Origin of the sequence: Acidithiobacillus sp. 'AMD consortium' (genome assembly GCF_008926505.1) — a bacterium.
Taxonomy (GTDB): Bacteria; Pseudomonadota; Gammaproteobacteria; order Acidithiobacillales; family Acidithiobacillaceae; genus Acidithiobacillus; species Acidithiobacillus ferridurans.
Genome location: NZ_CP044411.1, coordinates 2,717,089 through 2,735,878 on the forward strand (window position 1 = coordinate 2,717,089; position 18,790 = coordinate 2,735,878).

Annotated in this window: 12 protein-coding genes; all 12 read left to right on the top strand. The window is 55.8% G+C overall.

What is annotated here, in order from left to right; translation table 11 throughout:
* Nucleotides 1-786: 786 nt before the first annotated feature.
* The 12 genes from F6A13_RS14170 (at nucleotide 787) to F6A13_RS14225 (ending at nucleotide 18,755) form a co-directional block, all read left to right on the top strand.
* Nucleotides 787-3,261 carry a TonB-dependent receptor gene (locus tag F6A13_RS14170; protein WP_126604481.1) on the top strand — a complete coding sequence of 825 codons (2,475 nt, stop codon included), beginning with the start codon at nucleotides 787-789 and terminating at the stop codon, nucleotides 3,259-3,261.
* Between the two features lie 88 nt (nucleotides 3,262-3,349).
* Nucleotides 3,350-3,982, top strand: a complete 633-nt coding sequence (locus F6A13_RS14175; RefSeq protein ID WP_126604482.1) for a MarC family protein — start codon at nucleotides 3,350-3,352, stop codon at nucleotides 3,980-3,982.
* 18 nt (nucleotides 3,983-4,000) lie between these two features.
* A complete protein-coding gene (locus F6A13_RS14180) occupies nucleotides 4,001-5,068 on the top strand; it encodes a malate dehydrogenase (protein ID WP_126604483.1) in 1,068 nt (355 codons plus the stop codon).
* Complete coding sequence (locus tag F6A13_RS14185; RefSeq protein WP_126604484.1) at nucleotides 5,056-5,328, top strand: amino acid-binding protein; 273 nt, start codon at nucleotides 5,056-5,058, stop codon at nucleotides 5,326-5,328. The genes F6A13_RS14180 and F6A13_RS14185 overlap by 13 nt, the downstream gene beginning before the upstream one ends.
* A 71-nt stretch (nucleotides 5,329-5,399) precedes the next feature.
* A complete protein-coding gene (locus F6A13_RS14190) occupies nucleotides 5,400-6,104 on the top strand; it encodes an energy transducer TonB (protein ID WP_126604485.1) in 705 nt (234 codons plus the stop codon).
* Between the two features lie 35 nt (nucleotides 6,105-6,139).
* Nucleotides 6,140-6,787 carry a MotA/TolQ/ExbB proton channel family protein gene (locus F6A13_RS14195; protein ID WP_126604486.1) on the top strand — a complete coding sequence of 216 codons (648 nt, stop codon included), beginning with the start codon at nucleotides 6,140-6,142 and terminating at the stop codon, nucleotides 6,785-6,787.
* A gap of 31 nt (nucleotides 6,788-6,818) precedes the next feature.
* Nucleotides 6,819-7,217 carry an ExbD/TolR family protein gene (locus F6A13_RS14200; RefSeq protein WP_126604487.1) on the top strand — a complete coding sequence of 133 codons (399 nt, stop codon included), beginning with the start codon at nucleotides 6,819-6,821 and terminating at the stop codon, nucleotides 7,215-7,217.
* A 6-nt stretch (nucleotides 7,218-7,223) separates the two neighbouring features.
* Complete coding sequence (locus F6A13_RS14205) at nucleotides 7,224-7,403, top strand: N-succinylarginine dihydrolase (RefSeq protein ID WP_225981859.1); 180 nt, start codon at nucleotides 7,224-7,226, stop codon at nucleotides 7,401-7,403.
* Nucleotides 7,400-7,882, top strand: coding sequence for a GNAT family N-acetyltransferase (locus F6A13_RS14210; RefSeq protein ID WP_126604488.1), 483 nt, complete (start codon nucleotides 7,400-7,402; stop codon nucleotides 7,880-7,882). Before F6A13_RS14205 ends, F6A13_RS14210 begins: the two co-directional genes overlap by 4 nt.
* Nucleotides 7,883-8,174: 292 nt before the next feature.
* Entirely contained in the window at nucleotides 8,175-9,740 is a 1,566-nt protein-coding gene (locus tag F6A13_RS14215) for a glycosyltransferase family 4 protein (protein WP_126604489.1), read from the top strand.
* Nucleotides 9,741-9,970: 230 nt separating this feature from the next.
* Nucleotides 9,971-17,428, top strand: coding sequence for a type I polyketide synthase (locus F6A13_RS14220; RefSeq protein WP_126604490.1), 7,458 nt, complete (start codon nucleotides 9,971-9,973; stop codon nucleotides 17,426-17,428).
* Entirely contained in the window at nucleotides 17,412-18,755 is a 1,344-nt protein-coding gene (locus F6A13_RS14225; RefSeq protein ID WP_225981860.1) for an aminotransferase class I/II-fold pyridoxal phosphate-dependent enzyme, read from the top strand. Before F6A13_RS14220 ends, F6A13_RS14225 begins: the two co-directional genes overlap by 17 nt.
* The last annotated feature ends 35 nt before the right edge of the window (nucleotides 18,756-18,790 follow it).

Below are 18,790 nucleotides of genomic sequence, written 5' to 3' on the forward strand. Positions count from 1 at the left end.
CAACGGAAGCAATTTTTCTGCCACGTCACGTCCTGAAGTGACTTACATTATTCTATCATTAAAAACATAGCGTTTTCAATTGGATATCTTTGTCACGTCGAAACCGGACAGATCATGAGGGGCTGCGCGACAAAGCTTTCTCGCTCAGAACGCATGCCCCATTCTGCCTGACTTTTCCCGGCTGCACCACGGCAGTGCAGCCCGTTGAGACCATTCGATCGTCTGCCGGATCCCTGAAGGCGGGCGTTAAATATGTTTTTAATTCAACAGCATGATTAGCTACATCGGAAGAAAAACCAATATAATACGACGCCTTTTATAAAAAATCGTATCGGGTACAAATATTACTTTCCAGATTCTCAGCAGACCGCCTTGAATGCAAATGTTAATTTACAATGAACTAGGATAATCAATTATCGTTTTCCATAATATCACCACGGCATCATAGTCACGACTGCACCAAAATGGAGGTCAAACTGATGGTGACGCACCAACAATGTGCAAAGACATTGCTTGACGGCGTCATAACAGCAAATCCACGGGCGCCATGCGAGAAACAACCCCGAGAATAACAAACAACTTTATTTTTATTTTTCAACTAGTTATTGAGCTCTACCAGCAGACGCCACCAGCGACACCACGAAACCCTCCTGGCTTTCGTACAATTGGCACAATATTTGCTGTAATGGGCACGTAGAATTTTCCTGGCACGGTGAAACAACCATTTGAGCTGGAACGTTCTTGAGAGAAATATTGGTATGTATTAGTTTTATCGGAGATAAAATAATGCCTTTAAAGCCGAACAATCCTTCCATCAAAGTGACGTATGCAGACCATCGTGTGCCCAAGGTCAGTAGGTTATTGCTCACGGCAACCATGTTTGCCCTTTATCCCGCGCTCAGCTCAGCAGCTTTTGCATCTACAACAAAAAATTCTGAGGTGTCCAAAAGCGCCCACACTAAAAGAGTGGTCAAACTGAAGGAAATAAAAAAGAAATATGAGAAGATATTGGTTGGCGAGCGCAATATCGCCTCAGCCATGTCCGTCATCGGTCCTGACCAGATCAAACATTCCAGTTCGGCGGAAAGTATATATAGCCTTTTGAAACAAACCCCATCGGTCAATGAATATCAGCAGAATATTGGTCCGGGTACACCGGTGCTGACCGTACGTGGGGTGCGCATGAGCCAGCTTGCCCAAACCCTCGACGGCATTCCAATGACAGACCTGTTGTCTGGTGGGCAAGGTGCATATCTGTCTAACAATATCGGGACGGTCATAAGCAATGGACAAATATCGGGAATTCATGTTTACCCCGGTGTTGCTCCGCCAGATCGCGGAGGTTTTGCGACAGTAGGTGGTACAGTTTCCTACAACACCAAAACCCCTCCAGAAAAACGCTACGCGGATATTTTCACCAAGGTGGGATCATTTTCAACAGATACATATGGTTTTGACGCAAGCTCGGGGAAGATTCCTGGTACAGATGGTCTGCGCGTGTATACCCGGTTAAGCCAAACCCAGACAAATGGCTATATTCAGAATACACCCGCCCGTTATACAGATTTTCTCTTTACCGCAATTAAGCCGTATGACTACGGCTTGTCGAAAGTTACCGGCACGGTCATTTATAATACTGCACATGGCTATTTGATTAGCGCACCCAACGCAGTGGCTCAATTAGACAAATACGGGATTTTTTATAATTATCCCTTGTCGGAAGCCAGCACTCTACAGAAGAACCAATATCTGACTGCTATAATAGGTGACAGCACTTATATCAATAGTCACCTAGTCATTGGTGCCAAGGCATTTTATATTCATAAACATAGCTATCTCGCTGGATATTTGGATCCTAATTTGATTAATGAATCATATCCATATCAGGTGAATTTCAACAACCCTTATTCCGGCTATGGAGCACTACCTCCGACTGCAGCGGCTCCCGGCGTCATCCCCCACACTTATAATCCCGTCGCTGTATTTGGCAGTTATCCTGCGGGTGAAGCCGCGCAAATCAATATTACTGGGAATACCACAATTGGTATAGCACCAAAAATAAACATATTTATCCCCCACAATGATATCACGGTTGGTGCATTGGTGGCTCAGGAAACTGCTGGTCCAGGAGGAGGAAACTATTTTTATGGCACATTGGCTATGCCACAACTTTATGGATATAATTCTTACGGAAATCCCGCATCTCCAACCAACAGTAAACAACAACGAACTGTTTATAGCGGCTACGTATCAGACAAAATAAATCTGTTCAATAACAGGCTGCATATTGAGCCTGGTGTCACTCTAACCGGTGTAAGTACTAGCAACTACGTTCCTGTCAACCAATACGGAACGCCAGCAAATTCCTATACTCTTTCCAACTATGATAAAGAGGTGCTTCCATATTTAGGTTTATCCTACGATATCACCCACAAGGTCATTGCTTATGCCAGTTATGGGAAGGGCGCACGTTTTGCTCCAGTAGCTGATTATGTTTTGGGTCCATCCGGGAGTACAACCCTGGCCCCTGGCGCAGAAACCGTCAACGCTTATGAAGCAGGGCTGCGATATGTAGGCAAACATCTTTATCTGAATTTCGACGGCTTTTTACAAAATATGCACGGAATGTTCTCCTTCTATACGAACTACCTTACTGGCTACTCGCAATACGCCAACGTCGGAGAAGAGCAGATGAAAGGGTTGGAGTTGGCTGGGAAATATGAAATCAATCCAGAGTGGGCGATTTCTGGTCATGTCTCTTATACGGATGCTCAGTACATGAATAGTTTCTCTGCCAATGTGACGCCATTTGAAGGGCAGTATGGTTATGTTTTCGCGGGCGATCCTCTTGCTTCTGTACCAAATTGGCTTGCGGGATTGCGCCTGGGTTATCACAATCATAACTTCCATGCTGCCTTGATGGAGAGTTACACTGGACCCCAGGTGACCACTTACGACTTACCACCGACGGAGTCCAACCCACTGCTGCAGGACGCGACCACGCCTAATCCTGGCGTAAAGCTCGCACCTTACTTCCTGACTAACCTCCAGGCTAGCTACAAGGTTCCAATTCATCAGGATCACTTGTCATCCGTAACTGTGAGTCTGAATATCGATAACTTGTTGGATAGTCACTACTACCTGCATTACTACCAAGCCTATAAGGAATATGCTTTTGCTGCTGTAGGTAACCCTTATGCAGAAGCATACCCCGGCATGCCTCGTTTTATTGAGGTTGGTCTATCTGGGCGCTTCTCATAATGTTAGTTTTCAGTTAAGTTAAGCATCTTAATCGACCCGGTCCAACGCCCGGGTCAAATTTTAGAACATTAGTTAACGAGAATAGTTGGTGAATTCCACAAATATAGAGATTTTCATACAAACGTTAGTGACCCTGTTTGTACTGATGGATCCCATCGGTATTGTTCCGATATTTGTGTCACTTACCAGTGATCAAAGCACTGTTCAAAAAAAAAGGACAGCCAAAAATATTTCTATTGTTGTCGCTTTTGTACTTATTATTAGCACACTATTTGGCAATGATATTCTTCGCTACTTTTATATTGGCATCGCCGAATTTAGAGTCAGCGGAGGGCTACTGCTTTTACTAATGTCCATCCAGATGTTGACTACCGACCTTTTCAGCACCGCTGTTGCCAAAGGCCACACCAGCACTTACAACGGCGGGCGGTTGGTAACACCACTAGGCATCCCTCTGCTGGCTGGACCAGGAGCCATTGGTACGGTCATTATTTATGGACAAAACGCTCACACTTTTTTTAGTTACGGACTTATACTCATCGACGTCCTTATTGCGTCTTTTGCTGCGTACGTCGCAATGTATAACGCACATCATATTTCCCACTTTTTTGGTGAAATAGGTATTGAAATCATAACTAAAATTGCTGGCCTCATTCTGGGTGCAATAGCTGTTCGTTTTATCTGCCAGGGTCTGATCCGTTTATTACCTGGCCTTAGCTAACCGCGAGATCTATACCATATGGATATATCTATCATTGGCGCCAATGGCAGCACCGGGAAGCATATCGCCAGCCGGATTTTGCTGGAGCGTCTTCTGCTACCTACAGATCGCCTGCAACTGGTAGGAAGACGAGATGGAAGCAGTGGCAATGCGTTGTACGGATTTCGCCAGGATCTAAAAGACGCTTTTGCCGAGCACTGTCCTATTATTGATATCGCACTGCAGCCCGAAGAGGTTGTCGCCGATATCATCGTCATGACTGCCGGGGCAACTCTCCAAGCGCATAGCGACCCAAATAAAGCTCCACCCAGCCGTGATGAATTAGCTAAATACAACCAGCAGATTTCTATACCATATGCAGATGCTTTGGCTCGATATGGTCATGGTCACGAGGTGGTGATTGTGGTCACTAATCCCGTCGAATTGATTGTGGAAGTCTTTTCTCAGCGTTATGACCGACATAGGATTGTCGGAATGGGTGCTTATCAAGACAGCCTGCGCTTTCGTCGGGAAGTGGCACGCTCGATCAATGTATCCCGGGAAGCTGTCCGCGCCATGGTACTTGGCGAACACGGTGACGGGATGGTACCGCTCTGGAGCAACATCACGGTACAAGGATTTTCCGATAATGAAACGATATGTGCTATCCGCAAAGTGCGCAGTAGCACCAGTAGTCGCGACTTCCCCGAAACCCTGATTCGGATGCGTAACGAGATTATAAAGATCGCACAAAGCGGTGATATAGCCGAAGCTTTCCGGCGTTTTGATACTCTTCCGCCAGATGTCAGACTCATGATTGGACCATTTTTAACCTTGTTTGCTGGTGCCAAGACAGACATAGCAACAGCGAATGCCAGCGTGGATCTCATCAAATCCATGTTAAGTGGCAAGGATACGGTGATTGCCGCTCAGGTTTCACTTGCCGACGAGTTTCTGCAGGTAAAAGGTCCGATTGGAGCGCCGGTGGTCATTAGCCCTAAAGGATGGGATGCCGTTTACCCCATGACACTTTCTGATGGGGAACAGCAGCTTTTCCATCAGTCGGCACAGTCCATAAAGGAGAAATTAAACCGATGGAACATTTAGATTGTGATGCCTTACCAGAACAGATAATCACATTGATAGTGCGCGACGAGCCCGGCACACTGTTTCTGATTTCCTCCGTATTCTCCAATCGAGGTATTTCCATGCGCAGCATTCAACTTCATGAAGAGCCTGTTCTGCATCATGACATCTCCTGTACTCGGTTGGTCATCCGTTTTTTTGGGGAGGAAGGTCGCAAAAAAATCATCAGTCGTTTACTCACAAGGCTTGATTGTGTGTTAGAATCCAGCGATTCCGGATGATTCAAAGAAATAACCATAATGTCATTGTTCATAACTTTTAGTATACCAAACAAAATAATAGAGGTGATTTAGTGGGTGAACCTACCCCCTCCAAGGTTCCTGAGAAGCCTTCCCGCTGGAGTTATCAGGGTCAATCCAAAAGTTTTCGTTATGCCATTATCAGTGCATTGGCGGTAGAAATTGCGCTGGTGGCGGGTCTCATTCTGATTACGCATGATCAACCAAAACCTAAGAAACCACCCAAGGTGATCAGTGTAAAAATCGTTCACCTGCCGCCACCACCGCCTCCAGCACCCCCGCCGCCCAAGGTAAAACCTGTGCCGCATCCACCCAAACCGGTTAAAATACCGGTTCCTGTGGTACATCGTCCTGCACCATTGCCCGTAAAGCCGCCGCCTCCGACGCCTCCGCCACCCCCCAAACAAGTGGTGAAGACGCCGCCTCCGCCGATCAAAACACCGCCACCGCCACCTCCACCCACTCCAGTATATAGCGGGGTAGGAGCTTATGGTGCTGGAGCCAGATCGCAGGTACGCAATAATGTTCATATCTCAGCCATTATTAAACGACTGGGTTTGCATGGTACGGTGATTGTCAGCTTCAAATTAGGCCCAGCGGGTGGAAAAGCGACAGACGTGCACGTCGTGGGCGGTTCACATAATCCCCTGCTTCGCAAAGCTGCTCTGGCTGCTGTGTCGGACAGCACGTTTCCGGCATTTACCAGTCACATGCCCCCTCACACTTTATCGTTCACGGTGCCAATAGATATTTCGTGAACTCAATTAATATCGCCATTAAGAGGAATAAAATTATGTCATTCCAATATATCATTCATCTCGCCAACTACTCGGATGGGGTGCTTTATGTGTTAGCCCTCCTATTTCTCACCGAACTGGCAGTTATTTTTGATCGAGCCTGGTTCATGCGCTCGGCCTTACGCAAAGGCAAGACCATCATTCATCAGCTCTCAGAGGTCAGCAAACTGACCACTGAAAAACTGGAAGAATTGATGCAGGAGGCCAGAGGTCAGCCTGAAGAGCAAATTATCACTGCGGCTTATCGCCACATGGATCTGGTTCACCATTATGGTAGTGCTCGTGGAGAGGCCTTTGATAATCGTCTTGACGAAGCTATTTTCCTGACAACGCCTTTCCTGGATAAGCGTCTGTGGATTCTTGATACGACAGTGACTTTGGCGCCTCTTTTAGGCCTGTTCGGAACGATCCTCGGTATGTTCCATGCGTTTTCCATTTTGGCGGCCCCAGGGCATGCACCTACTCAGGTTACCGGTGGTGTGGCGGATGCCCTCATCGCTACCGCGTCCGGTTTGTTTATTGCTATGGTTGGCCTGATTACTTTCAATGCATTTAACAACGCGATTGATAAAACCATACAACAGCTTGAATCGATTAAGTTGCTGCTGATCAATCGTCTGGACGGGGCACCCAACAACATTTGATTTTCATTTCAAAGATACTCAGGAGCGCATCATGATTCCGCGTCGAAGAAACAGCAAAAAGGGTCGGGTCGAAATCATTCCAATGATTGACGTGATGTTGTTTTTACTTGTCTTTTTTATCATGATCACCTTGCAAATGATCACTGATAAAGGCCTCAAGCTGCAATTACCGACCTCCAGCACAGCCAAGGAACTGCCTCATCCACATTTTGTCATCAATATCGAAAAATCGGGTAAGGTCATTGTTAAAGGCAAACAAATGACCCTGGATCAGTTACAGGGTTTCCTCAGTGCTGACGGTGATGTAGAACATACGCAGGTCACTATCGCCGCAGATAAAGTGGTTCCATTCCAGCAATTCGTGCATGTCATGGATACCTGTCAAAAAGCTGGGGTGACACAAATTGGTATCGCCACCAAGGCGACCTGACGAAGCATGTCCATGATCGAAATGAACATGGACGGTCTGGTTGGCCCCAGCCATCATTTCGCTGGGCTTAGCCACAGCAACCTCGCCTCCGCTCAGAATGCTCATAAGGTAGCCAACCCAAAAGCGGCAGCACTGCAGGGTTTAGCCAAGATGGTGGAAGCATCCAACACAAGGAATCGTCCATGATTGAAGTCTACCAAGCGGATTACCAAAACGCAGATCATTGTCTAGCCATTTGCGAACTCCTCGATCTGTATGCAAGAGATAACATGGGCCAAAGGAAGCCCCTCCGCCAGGAGGTCCATGAAAAGCTGGTAGAGGACCTCATGCGTCGCCCGTGGATTCGTGTTTATTTTGCCGCAAATAAGCAAGAAATGATTGGCATTGCTGTTTGTATTGAAGGGTTTTCCACTTTTAACAGCGCGCCACTGGGGAATATTCACGACGTTTACGTCAAACCGGGCTTTCGCAGACAGGGAGTTGCCCATAAACTCTTTGCCTTTATTGAGAGCCAAGCACGTGAGATGGGATTCTGTAAACTGACTCTGGAAGTGTTGGAGGGTAATCTTCCTGCCCAGGAAACGTACCGTAAAATCGGTTTTGTGCCATATACTATCAACGATAGTGCGGGTGTAGCACAGTTCTGGCAGAAGTATCTGACCTGAAACCGTTCGAGGACTTGGCATAAACGCCGTCCATGCCCCAGAATCAAAACCAATGATGGAAAATCCCATGAATCCATTGTTGGGTACATTGGCGGCTTATCCTTTTGCGCGACTGTGGCAATACCTGCCGGGAACATGGCCTCATGCTGGCAACCTGGGCAACGCGCCACGAGGCGGACTTAAGGAAGGAGTTCTCGCGCGAACGAAAGCCTCCGCGCAAAAGGGCGGCAGGCGCCCCCAAAAAAATAGAAGCTCGTGACGGTCACCGAAGGGGCTGGTAAACTTCCCCACTATGCATAACGCCAACAATGCTCTCCGTGTGCTCATGGAAATGCGCCCTGCCCTGGATGGCTTTTATGGTATCCCGCAGGAAACCCGCCTGCTTTATGGGGTGCTTTCCACCTTGCCGGATTTGGAACTATCCGGCCTGCTGCAGATGTCCAAACGCAGCGTGCGCGGCGGGGTGTATGGCAGCGTGTCACTCTCCGAGGCGGAGCGGGTGCATCGCTTTGCGCGGGTGGTGGTATCCCTCAAGGGCCGCAGCGCGCTGGACTGGAAAGGCGATGTCGCCGAGTGGCTCGATCACTTCTGGCAGACCTGGCGCTTGCGCTGGGGTGCCTGGACCGGGCTGGGGAGGATTCCCTTAGGGCACTTTGAGACCCGGCATTTCCGCGATTTTGTCTGGCAGGAGCTTTATGGCCGGAGCCTGCCCGCTGCTGACCGTGAACAGGTATTGCAAAGCGATTATCGGGTTTGTGCCTATCCGTGGCGGCGTATGCATCTGGTGGGTATTGAGCGGGCGCAGGTCTTGTCCCGTTCCCGCTATCCAGTGCTGGATACGCGGGGGCTGGATGTTTTTGTGGCGCAGACGCCTTTTCCCGGACGGGTGAGCGCGGGCACGGCGTTGGTGGTGCACTACCACGATGCCATCCCGGTGCTCATGCCCCATACCATCTCCGACCGCGCCTTTCATCAAAGCAGTCACTTTCAGGCCATGGCCGCCAACGTGCGCTCCGGCGGGCACTTCGTTTGCGTGTCCGATGCCACACGGCGCGATCTGCTGAGTCTCTTCCCCGAGGCGGAGGCGCGGGCCCACACCATCCACAATATGCTGCCCGCCCACTATTATCCCGCAGAGCCTGAGCCCGAACGGATTCCCGACATCGTCCGCCGTCATTTGCATGGCGAGTATGAGGGGAAGGTGGGGGGTACGGTGACGGGTAAGAGCAGAATCTATCCGCTGGCCCGCGTCTTCCATAACGAAGAGGAAAAAACCGCCTTTTATGCCCGCGCCCTGGGGCCGGGGACGCGCTTCGTGCTCATGGTCTCCACCATCGAGCCGCGCAAAAACCACGCCCGTCTGCTGGCCGCATGGGAAACCTTGCGCGGCATGCTGGATCCGGAGCTGAAGCTGATTCTGGTGGGGCATATCGGCTGGGATTACCAGACCGCGTTGGAGGGCTTCCTGCCGTGGATCGAGCAGGGTAACCTCTTCCTGCTTTATGGTATCCCCGCCGACGCCCTGCGCCTGCTCTACCGGCAGGCGGTGGTGACCGTCTGTCCCAGCGTGGGCGAAGGCTTTGATTTCTCCGGTGCGGAGGCCATGCGCTGCGGTGGTGTGGTGGCCGCCTCCGACATTCCGGTACATCGCGAGGTCTATGGCGAAGCGGCCCGGTACTTCGACCCTTACGACACCGCCAGCCTGGTAGAAACCCTGCGTCAGATCATCTACAGCCCCGACGCCAACGCCCTGCAAAGCCAACTCCGCGCCAGTGGCGCCGCCCAAAGCGCCCGCTACCTGCCCGAACGCATCCTGCCCCAGTGGGAAGCGTTTTTGCGGGGAGTGAAACAGGGATAGACATCATAATCCGCGTCTATTAGGCCGTTATGTGCAAATCACGCACTCCTGCCTATTTGCGGCGATTGTCGGGTGGGCGCCGCGGGCGTGGCGCTGACTTGACCAGCGGTTTCCTGTATTCTTGATAAACTGGTTGAATGGATGAAGTTCCCGGGGCTGAGTCATGCAGATTGTGTACCCAATGGATGGACTGGCCATCTCTCTGAATTTGAAAACTTCGTGAACCGCCTATGAAAAACCAAAAAATTGCCGTCATCGGCTATGCCTCACGCTTGCCGCAAACGTCTGACGCCACTTTCTGGGAAGACTTGCTGGCGGGGCGGGATCTGGTGACGCAGGTGGCCGAGGACCGTTGGGCCACGGCGAATCTGGAGCATCCGCAGCGGAGCCATCCGGGAACTTCGGTGACGTTCGCGGCGGGTTCGCTGGGGGATGTGGCGGGCTTCGATGCGGGGTTTTTTCGCATTTCGCCGCGCGAGGCGGCGGCCATGGATCCGCAGCAGCGCCTGTTGCTGGAGATGAGTTGGGAAGCCTTTGCCCATGCCGGAATCGCGCCTTCCTCTTTGCGCGGGAGTCGTTGCGGCGTCTTTATGGGTGTGGCGAGTACCGACTACGCGTATAGGATGGCCGATGATCTGGCGGCTATCGGGTCCAACTCGGCTACGGGTTCGACGGCGAGTATCGCCGCCAACCGGTTGTCTTACTTTTATGATCTGCGGGGGCCAAGTCTGGTGGTGGATACGGCCTGCTCGTCGGCGCTGGTAGCCTTTCATCAGGCCTGCCAGTCGCTGCTGCGCGGTGAGAGCGAGTTGGCGCTGAGCGGGGCCATCAGCCTGCATCTGCATCCTTATGGCTTTCTGATTTTTTCCAGGGCGTCCATGCTCTCGGCGAGCGGCCGCTGCCGACCCTTTGACGCTGCGGCCGATGGCTATGCGCGTGCGGAAGGCGGCGGGGTCTTCGTGCTCAAGGGCTATGATCAGGCCTTGCGCGATGGCGACCGGATCCTGGCGGTGGTGGCCCATACCGCCATCAACACCGATGGACACAAGGGTGGGCTGACGATTCCCAACGTCGAGGCCCAGGCCCAACTTTTGGAAGAGGCCTATGCCGCGACGGGTATCCACCCTGAGGCTATCGACTACGTGGAGGCCCATGGGACGGGAACCACGGTGGGCGATCCCATCGAGGTGGCGGCGATTGGACGGGCGTTGGGCCGCCATCGCCACCCCCGCTACCCACTGCCCATCGGTTCGGTAAAGAGCAACCTGGGCCACTTGGAGACTGCTTCCGGGGTACCCAGTCTGATCAAGGCCATTCACTGCCTGCAGAAACGCCAGGTGCCCGCCACCATCGGCGTGGAACGTCTCAACCCACGACTGGAATTGACGGAAAACCGCCTGGAGGTGGTGACGGAGAACCTCGCCCTGAAAGGGGAGGGCCGGCTGGTGATCGGCGTGAATTCGTTCGGTTTTGGCGGCGCCAATGCCCATGTGATCCTCGAAAGCGCCGAGCCGGTACAGGCGGAAGAAGTCACTCCTGCGCCCGAATGCCCGCTGCCCTTGGTACTGACGGCAGCGACCCCTGTGGCACTCCAGCAGGTGGCGGGGGATCTGGCCCGGGTTTTGGCGGCGCAACCGGAGACGTCCTGGTACGCCACGCTGTATCAGGCCAATTTTCGCCGGGACTGGCTGCGTCACCGGGCGATTTTTTGGCACGAGGGCCACGATGACCTTGTGGACCGCCTGGCTGCCTTTGCCGCGCATGACGACAAAAGTGTGGGAGTCGTCATGGACACCGCCCTGGCAGATCCCCGGGGCCCGGTTTTTGCGTACTCCGGAAACGGCTGTCAATGGTTCGGCATGGGTTGTTCGTTGCTGTCCGAGCCGATATTCCGACAAGCCATCGAAGAGATCGATGCCTTTTTCTTCCCTCTGGCGGGGTATCGTCTCGTCGATGAGTTGGCGGGGTCTTTGGGCGAGGATCGCTATGCCCTGACCGGTCATGCCCAGCCGGCCCTTTTTGCCCTGCAGGTCGGCATCACCCAAATGCTGCGCTCTTGGGAGGTGCGGCCGGTGGCGGTAACTGGTCATAGCGTGGGAGAAGTGGCGGCAGCTTGGGCCTGTGGCGCCTTGGACCTGGAGGATGCGGTTCAGGTGATCTTCCATCGCAGCCGTTTGCAGGAGCAGAGCCGGGGGCGGGGGCAGATGACGGCGGTGGCGTTGGCGGCCGACGCGGCGCGGAAGCTGCTACGGGAATGGGATCTGGCGGAAGTATTGGACATTGCGGCTTGGAACAGCCCGCGCGGGGCTACCGTCGTCGGTCCCACGGTGGCCTTGAGCGAGATGGAGGCCCGCCTGCGCGCGCAAGGGACGGCATGTAAGCGTCTGGACGTCGAGTATCCCTTTCATAGTCCCGTGATGGAAGATGTCCGGGAAGAACTTTTCGCCGCTTTGTGCGGATTGCGACCGGGCGAGGCCAATATTCCCTTCTACTCTTCGGTCAGTGGCGCTAGCCTGCCGGGGGAAGCCCTCGCTGCGGACTATTGGTGGGCCAACATCCGCGACCCCGTCCGTTTTCAACAGGCCACCGAACAGATACTGGCCGATGGCTTCAATGTCTTTGTAGAACTGGGAGGGCATCCAGTCCTGCGCGGTTATCTACAGGATGGCTTGACCCAGGGCGAACGGGAGGGGCGCATCATCGCCACGCTGCAGCGCGGTGATGATCATCCGCAACGAATTTTGGCGGCTGTCCAACAGGTATTCGTTACCGGGGTTCCGGTAGCATGGTCCCGTTTTTACCCGAAGCCTGGTCCTTTTGTGGACTTGCCTCATTATCCATGGGAGCGGGAACGCTACTGGCACCCGGTTACCGAAGAGTCTGCCGGGACGCTATATCGATACCCGGTGCATCCCCTCCTGGGGCATCCCGTGCCCCAGCATGAGCATGAGTGGGAGCAGGACATCGATACGGCCCGTTTGCCTTTTCTGGCCGATCATCGGGTTGGGGAGGGTGTGATTTTCCCTGGCGCGGGTTATGTGGAGCTGTTTCTTGCGGCGGCCCGTCAGCAGGGCGATGAAAGCGCGCTCCTGGTGCTGGAAGATCTGGAGATATGGGCGCCCCTATCGCTGAACGAGGAAAGTGGCAAGGTCCTGCGGGTGACGCTGGATGCGGCCAGTGGCGAGGTTCAGGCCCTCTCCCGCGACCGCCTCGCCCAGGACTGGACGCTGCACGCCAAGGCCCGCATCGTTGCGGAGCGGAAGGATCTGCGCCTGCGTCGGCCTGCCTTGGAGAGGCCCGAAGGCGCGCCGGACTTTGATGGAGAACAACACTATCGCGTCGCGGAATCCGTTGGACTTCTCTACGGGCCGAACTTCCGGACGGTGACCCAAGGCTGGGTCCGTGGTGATGCGGTGTGGGCGGCGATGGCCTTGCCCTCGGGCATCGCGACCTCTGAGCTCGGCTTTCACCTGCATCCGGCGCTCCTGGACGGCGCTTTTCAGCTCTTTATCGATCTCTTGCACGATAATATCGTCGACCACCCGGGGGTGGCGTTCGTTCCCATTCGCATGGGCAGGATCACGCTACGGCAACCGCTGACCCAAGTCGCCTGGGCCGGCGCGCGATTGCTCCGCCGTTCGCCCCATTCCATCCTGGCGGAATTTACCCTGATGGATGCCGCAGGGACGGTGGTCGCGCTGTGCGAAGGGGTGCGCATGCGGCAGGTGAAGTTGCTGCGTACTCCGGACGAGCCGTTGAGACTCATCGCCACGGAACTCGTGGCCATGCCGCGCCGGGAAGCGCTGCAAGGGGCCACCCCCCTGCCTGTCGCGGCGCTGGCGGAGGCATTGCAGGCGGCTCTGGGGAGGGGAGACGTTCAGCATGCCTTGGACCGCTATCGGGACGAATATGCACCCCTTCTGGACGCGCTGCTCCAGGCATTTCTGAGCGAGAGCGGGGGCGAGGCCGTAGCAGAGACCATGCCTGCCTTTGCGGACGAAGAGCCTATTTCCGCCGGGCAGATTTGGATGACCTTGATTCGGGACTATCCGGAGTTTTCCGCCCTCACCCTACAGGTGGGGAGCGCGGGCTTGGCACTTGCCGCCTCTTCTGCGGACTATGGGGACCATGATCGCGCGGCTGCGCCGCGCCTGGATCCGGACCTTTTGGTCAGGACTATCCTGCAAACCGTCAATGACCCCATCCACGCGGCGGTCACCCGTTTTGCGCAGGAACGATGCGCCCAACTAGCCCCATCCTCCCGCTTGGGGATCATGGAGATCAACGCCCATGGACCTGACTGGATAGTGCAGGCGGCGGAGGCCCTTTCCCGGGAAAATTGCTGCGACCTGTACTACGCGAGTCCCGGAGCAGAGATTCTGGAGTCCCAGGCGGAGACGGCCCGCGAAGCCCAATGGCAATCCCTGACCATTCCCGCGGCAGGTACCTTACCCGCGCCAGACCCACGGCCCACCGTGCATTTCGCCTGGGTGCAGGTGGACGGGATGGATGCGGATAGCGCCGCGCAAATGATCCATATGGCCCGGGACTGCCTTGCGCCTCAGGGGCTGCTGTTTTTGCTGGGCGTGCATCCTGAGCCCTGGATGACGGCCCTGGCGGAGTGTCGGGATGCCGACGCCGGACAGTCTCTGACTGCAGCCCAACTGCAGGCGGATTTGCCGCAAATGGGCTTCGTGGACGCTCGATTATTGGGTCCGGATAATGTGCTGCGCACGGGTCCCTACCTGCTTCTCGCCAGAAAAAGTGAGGACGCCCTTCCGACTGCCCAGCCCGAGCCGGGCGCCAAGGGCCGGTGGCTATTGGTGGGGGAAAAGGCGTGTGGCGATGACCACCAGTCCCCCTGGACGGCGGCGCTGGAATTGGAATTTGCGCAGCAAGGCTTCAAAACGATCACTCTGGAGGCGGCGAACGTGCAGGAACTGGAGAATTCCCTGCGCGTCCTGTCCAGGGAAGAGGTGGATGCCTGGGAGGGTGTCCTGTATTTCCCCGGACTCTTTCCGGCCGCCGACGAGATGTCCATGAGCCGCTTGCTGGGGGAGCAATGCCAGAGTCTGCGCGCCCTCAGCCAGTGGGCCTTGGGCCAGGAGGAGCCACCCTCGGTGTGGGTGCTCACCCGCCATGGCCTATCGGCGCTGTATCCCTCCTCCCTGCCGCCCGCCATGACGGACGGGATGGCGCAACCCCTCCATGGAGCGGGCCTCACCGGCTTTGCGCGGACACTGCAAAACGAGCTGCCGGAGCTTGCCCTGCGCGTGCTGGATCTGACCGAGAGCGAGCCCACCCCTCCATTGCTGGAACATCTCGTGCGGGAGTGCGTCCGTCCCGATAGCGAGACGGAAATCGTTCTGGACGGACATGGGGGCAGGTACGTACCGCGAGTGCGGGAGAAACCGGCCCTGGAGATCACGGCCAGGGCGCCACGGCAACTGCGTTTTGCCGCGCCGGGGCAGTTACGCAATCTTCACTGGGCACGTTTTAACCCTCCGGACCTGGCGGAAGACGACGTGGAGGTGCTGGTCAGCGCCACGGGCTTGAATTTTCGGGACGTGATGTACGCCTTGGGAATGCTGTCGGATGAAGCCTTGGAAAACGGCTTTTCGGGGCCGGGCCTGGGACTGGAATTCGCCGGGACGGTCAGTCGGGTGGGAAGCGGAGTCTACCATGTAGCGCCGGGCGATGAAGTGCTGGGCTTTGCTCCCGCCAGCTTCGCCACCCATGTAGTCACCAAGGGCTATGCGGTCACGCGGCGGCCGGAGCATCTGGGTGTGGAGGCTGCGGCCACGATGCCGACGGCCTTTCTCACCGCCTGGTATGCCTTGATGGAACTGGCTCGCTTGCAGCCGGGGGAGCGGGTCTTGATCCATGGCGGCGCGGGTGGTGTGGGTATCGCCGCCATTCAGATGGCCCAGTGGCGGGGCGCCGAGGTATACGCCACGGTGGGCTCGCCTGAGAAACGGGATTTTCTACGCCTCTTGGGGGTGCCCCATCTGTACCATTCCCGGTCTTACGACTTTGCCGAGGAGATCTGGCGAGACACGAACCAGGAAGGGGTAGACGTGGTGCTCAATAGTCTCTCTGGTGAGGCCATTCGCCGCAATCTGCAGATATTGCGTCCCTTCGGGCGATTTCTGGAGCTGGGCAAACGCGACTTCTACGAAAACACGCCCATGGCTTTGCGCCCTTTCCGCAATAACCTCAGTTACTTCGGGATCGACGCGGATCAGTTGATGCAGCTACGCCCCACGCTGACCCAGGAAATGTTTGGCCAGGTCATGGGGCGCTTTGCCGCTGGGGATTTTTTTCCGCTGCCCTATACCTGCTTTCCGGCCCGCTCGGTCGTCTCGGCCTTCCGTTATATGCAGCAGGCACGCCAGATAGGCAAGATCGTGGTGACCATGGAGGAGCCCCCGCTCCCTGTGGTGAATAACATCCGCCTGCGTGGGGAACCGCTGCAGCTTGCCGCGGATGGGGTCTATCTGGTGACCGGGGGGCTTTCCGGTTTTGGTCTGGAAACGGCGCGACGCCTGGCGGAGCGCGGTGCCCGCAAGCTCGTGCTGATCTCGCGGTCCGGCCGGATGGATGGGCATGCCCGGGAGGCGATGGTCCTGATGCGCTCATGGGGCGTGGAGATCCTGGCGTTGCGCTGCGATGTCACCGATCGCACCCAGTTGGCGGATCTTTTTGCGCGTATCGCGCTGGAATTGGGTCCATTGCGGGGGGTCATCCATGCCGCGGCAGTCATCGACGATGCGCTGGCGCAGAACCTCAGCGAAGAACAAATCCAACGGGTCCTGGCCCCCAAGGTACAAGGCGCGCTCCATCTGCACCACCTCACCCAAACCCTATCCCTGGATTTTTTCGTGCTCTATTCTTCGGTGACGACGATTCTGGGGAATCCGGGGCAGGCCCATTACGTGGCCGCGAACACCTGGATGGAAGCCCTGGCGCAGCAGCGACGCGCCCAGGGTTTGCCGGCCACCGCCATATTATGGGGCGCCATTGGCGATGTGGGGTTTTTGGCGCGCAACAAGAAGACCAAGGAGGCCCTGCAGCAACGTCTGGGCAGCGCCCCCATGTCGTCGCAGGCGGCACTGGATTGGCTTGAAGAGATCCTGGCCAGGGACGTGAGCGGCGATGCGGTGGTGGATTGGGATTGGCGGGCGATTCGCCGTTTTCTGCCCATCGCGCAGTCCCCCAGGTTCTCCCCGTGGAATCTGGCCATGGGCCATGGCGAGTCGACGGATTCCACCGACGAGGATCTGTGCGGATACCTGCTCTCTCTGCCGAATGACGAGGCGGTCTCCGCCATCACCGATCTCCTCCGTCGGGAAGTCGCGGAGATTTTACGCCTGCCGATGGAAAAGATCGAAGCCACCCAGAGCCTGTCCCAAATCGGTCTGGACTCCCTTATGGGCGTGGAACTGGCCTTGGCTCTGGAACAGCGTCTGGGCGTCAAGCTTCCCTCTCTGCTGCTCGCCGAAGGACCAACGCCGGCCAAACTCGCCGATCGCGTGCTTCAGGAGTTGCGCAAGAAACAAGGTCCAGGTGAATATCCGCAGGTTGCGGCGATAGACGAGGAAGAGCTGCGCCGACTGGCGGGCCTGCACGGCGTCGAGGCCCAGGCGCCAACCCTGGATGGATGGGTCATGAATGCGGAGGGGCGCTGAGATGGGTCAGGGGGCCAAGGGGTTGACGGCACAGATCAAGGATCGGCTGATCCAGAAAACGTTGGAGAGGCGCCTGACACAGTTGGAGCAAACGCCGGTACGTTCCGTCGTGGAGAGCGGTATTCCGGAACGGTTTTACCGCTGGGATCTGCACCCGGGCTACCAGCAAGTGCGCCTGTTGCAGGAAGGCGCTGCGCGCTTCGGTGTAGAAAACCCGTTTTTCAAGATGCATGAGGGCACCGCTTCGGCCCACAGCCGGATAGCGGAAAAAACCGTGGTCAATTACGCCAGCTACAATTACCTGGGTCTGTCTGGGCATCCGGTGGTCAACGCCGCGGCTAAAGAGGCCATCGACCATTATGGAACTTCCGTTTCCGCGAGCCGCATCGTCTCTGGAGAGCGGCCCTTGCATACGCAGTTGGAGCGGGCCATTGCCCAGGCCTACGGCGTAGACGACGCCATTGTGATGGTGAGCGGGCATGCCACCAACGTCACCAGCATCGGTTATCTCTTTGGGCCGAACGATCTCGTTCTTCATGATGAATATGCCCATAACAGCATCATCCAGGGCATCAGCCTGTCGGGTGCCAAGCGCCTGGGCTTTCCCCATAACGATCTGGAGGCCTTGGAGCAGATCCTGACGCAACAGCGGCGTCAGGCTGAACGCGTCCTGGTCGTTGTCGAGGGTATCTACAGCATGGATGGGGATTACCCCGACCTGCCCCGCTTTATCGAGATCAAGAATCGGCATCGGGCCTTGCTGATGGTCGACGAGGCACATTCCTTCGGCGTGTTGGGCCGCCACGGGATGGGGATCCGTGAGCACTTTCACCTGGATCCGAAGGACGTCGATATCTGGATGGGCACCCTCAGCAAGGCGCTGGCGGCCTGTGGCGGCTATATTGCGGGGGCATCCGCCCTCGTCGAAAACCTGCGTTATCTGGCCCCTGGATTTTTGTATAGCGTCGGTATGGCGCCACCCGTGGCGGCGGCCGCCTTGGCAGCCTTGCAGGTGCTCCAAGCGGAACCGCAAAGGGTGAGCACCTTGCAGCAGCGAGGCCGGTATTTTTTGGAGAAGGCACGCGACGTCGGCCTGCAAACAGGCGCCAGCACCGGCAACGCCATTGTACCAGTCATAACCGGCAGCTCCCTGCGTGCGGTGCGCCTTTCCAACTGGTTGCTGGAGCGGGGTATTCATGTGCAGCCCATCCTGTATCCAGCCGTCCCGGAACGGCAGGCCCGCCTGCGCTTTTTTCTGAGTTCCGAGCATACGCTGGAAGATATTGATGAGACGATGGCGGTTCTGGCCGAAGACCTGCGTGCCTGACCCGGTTGCCGGAGGAGAGGACCGCCGCTTTTTTG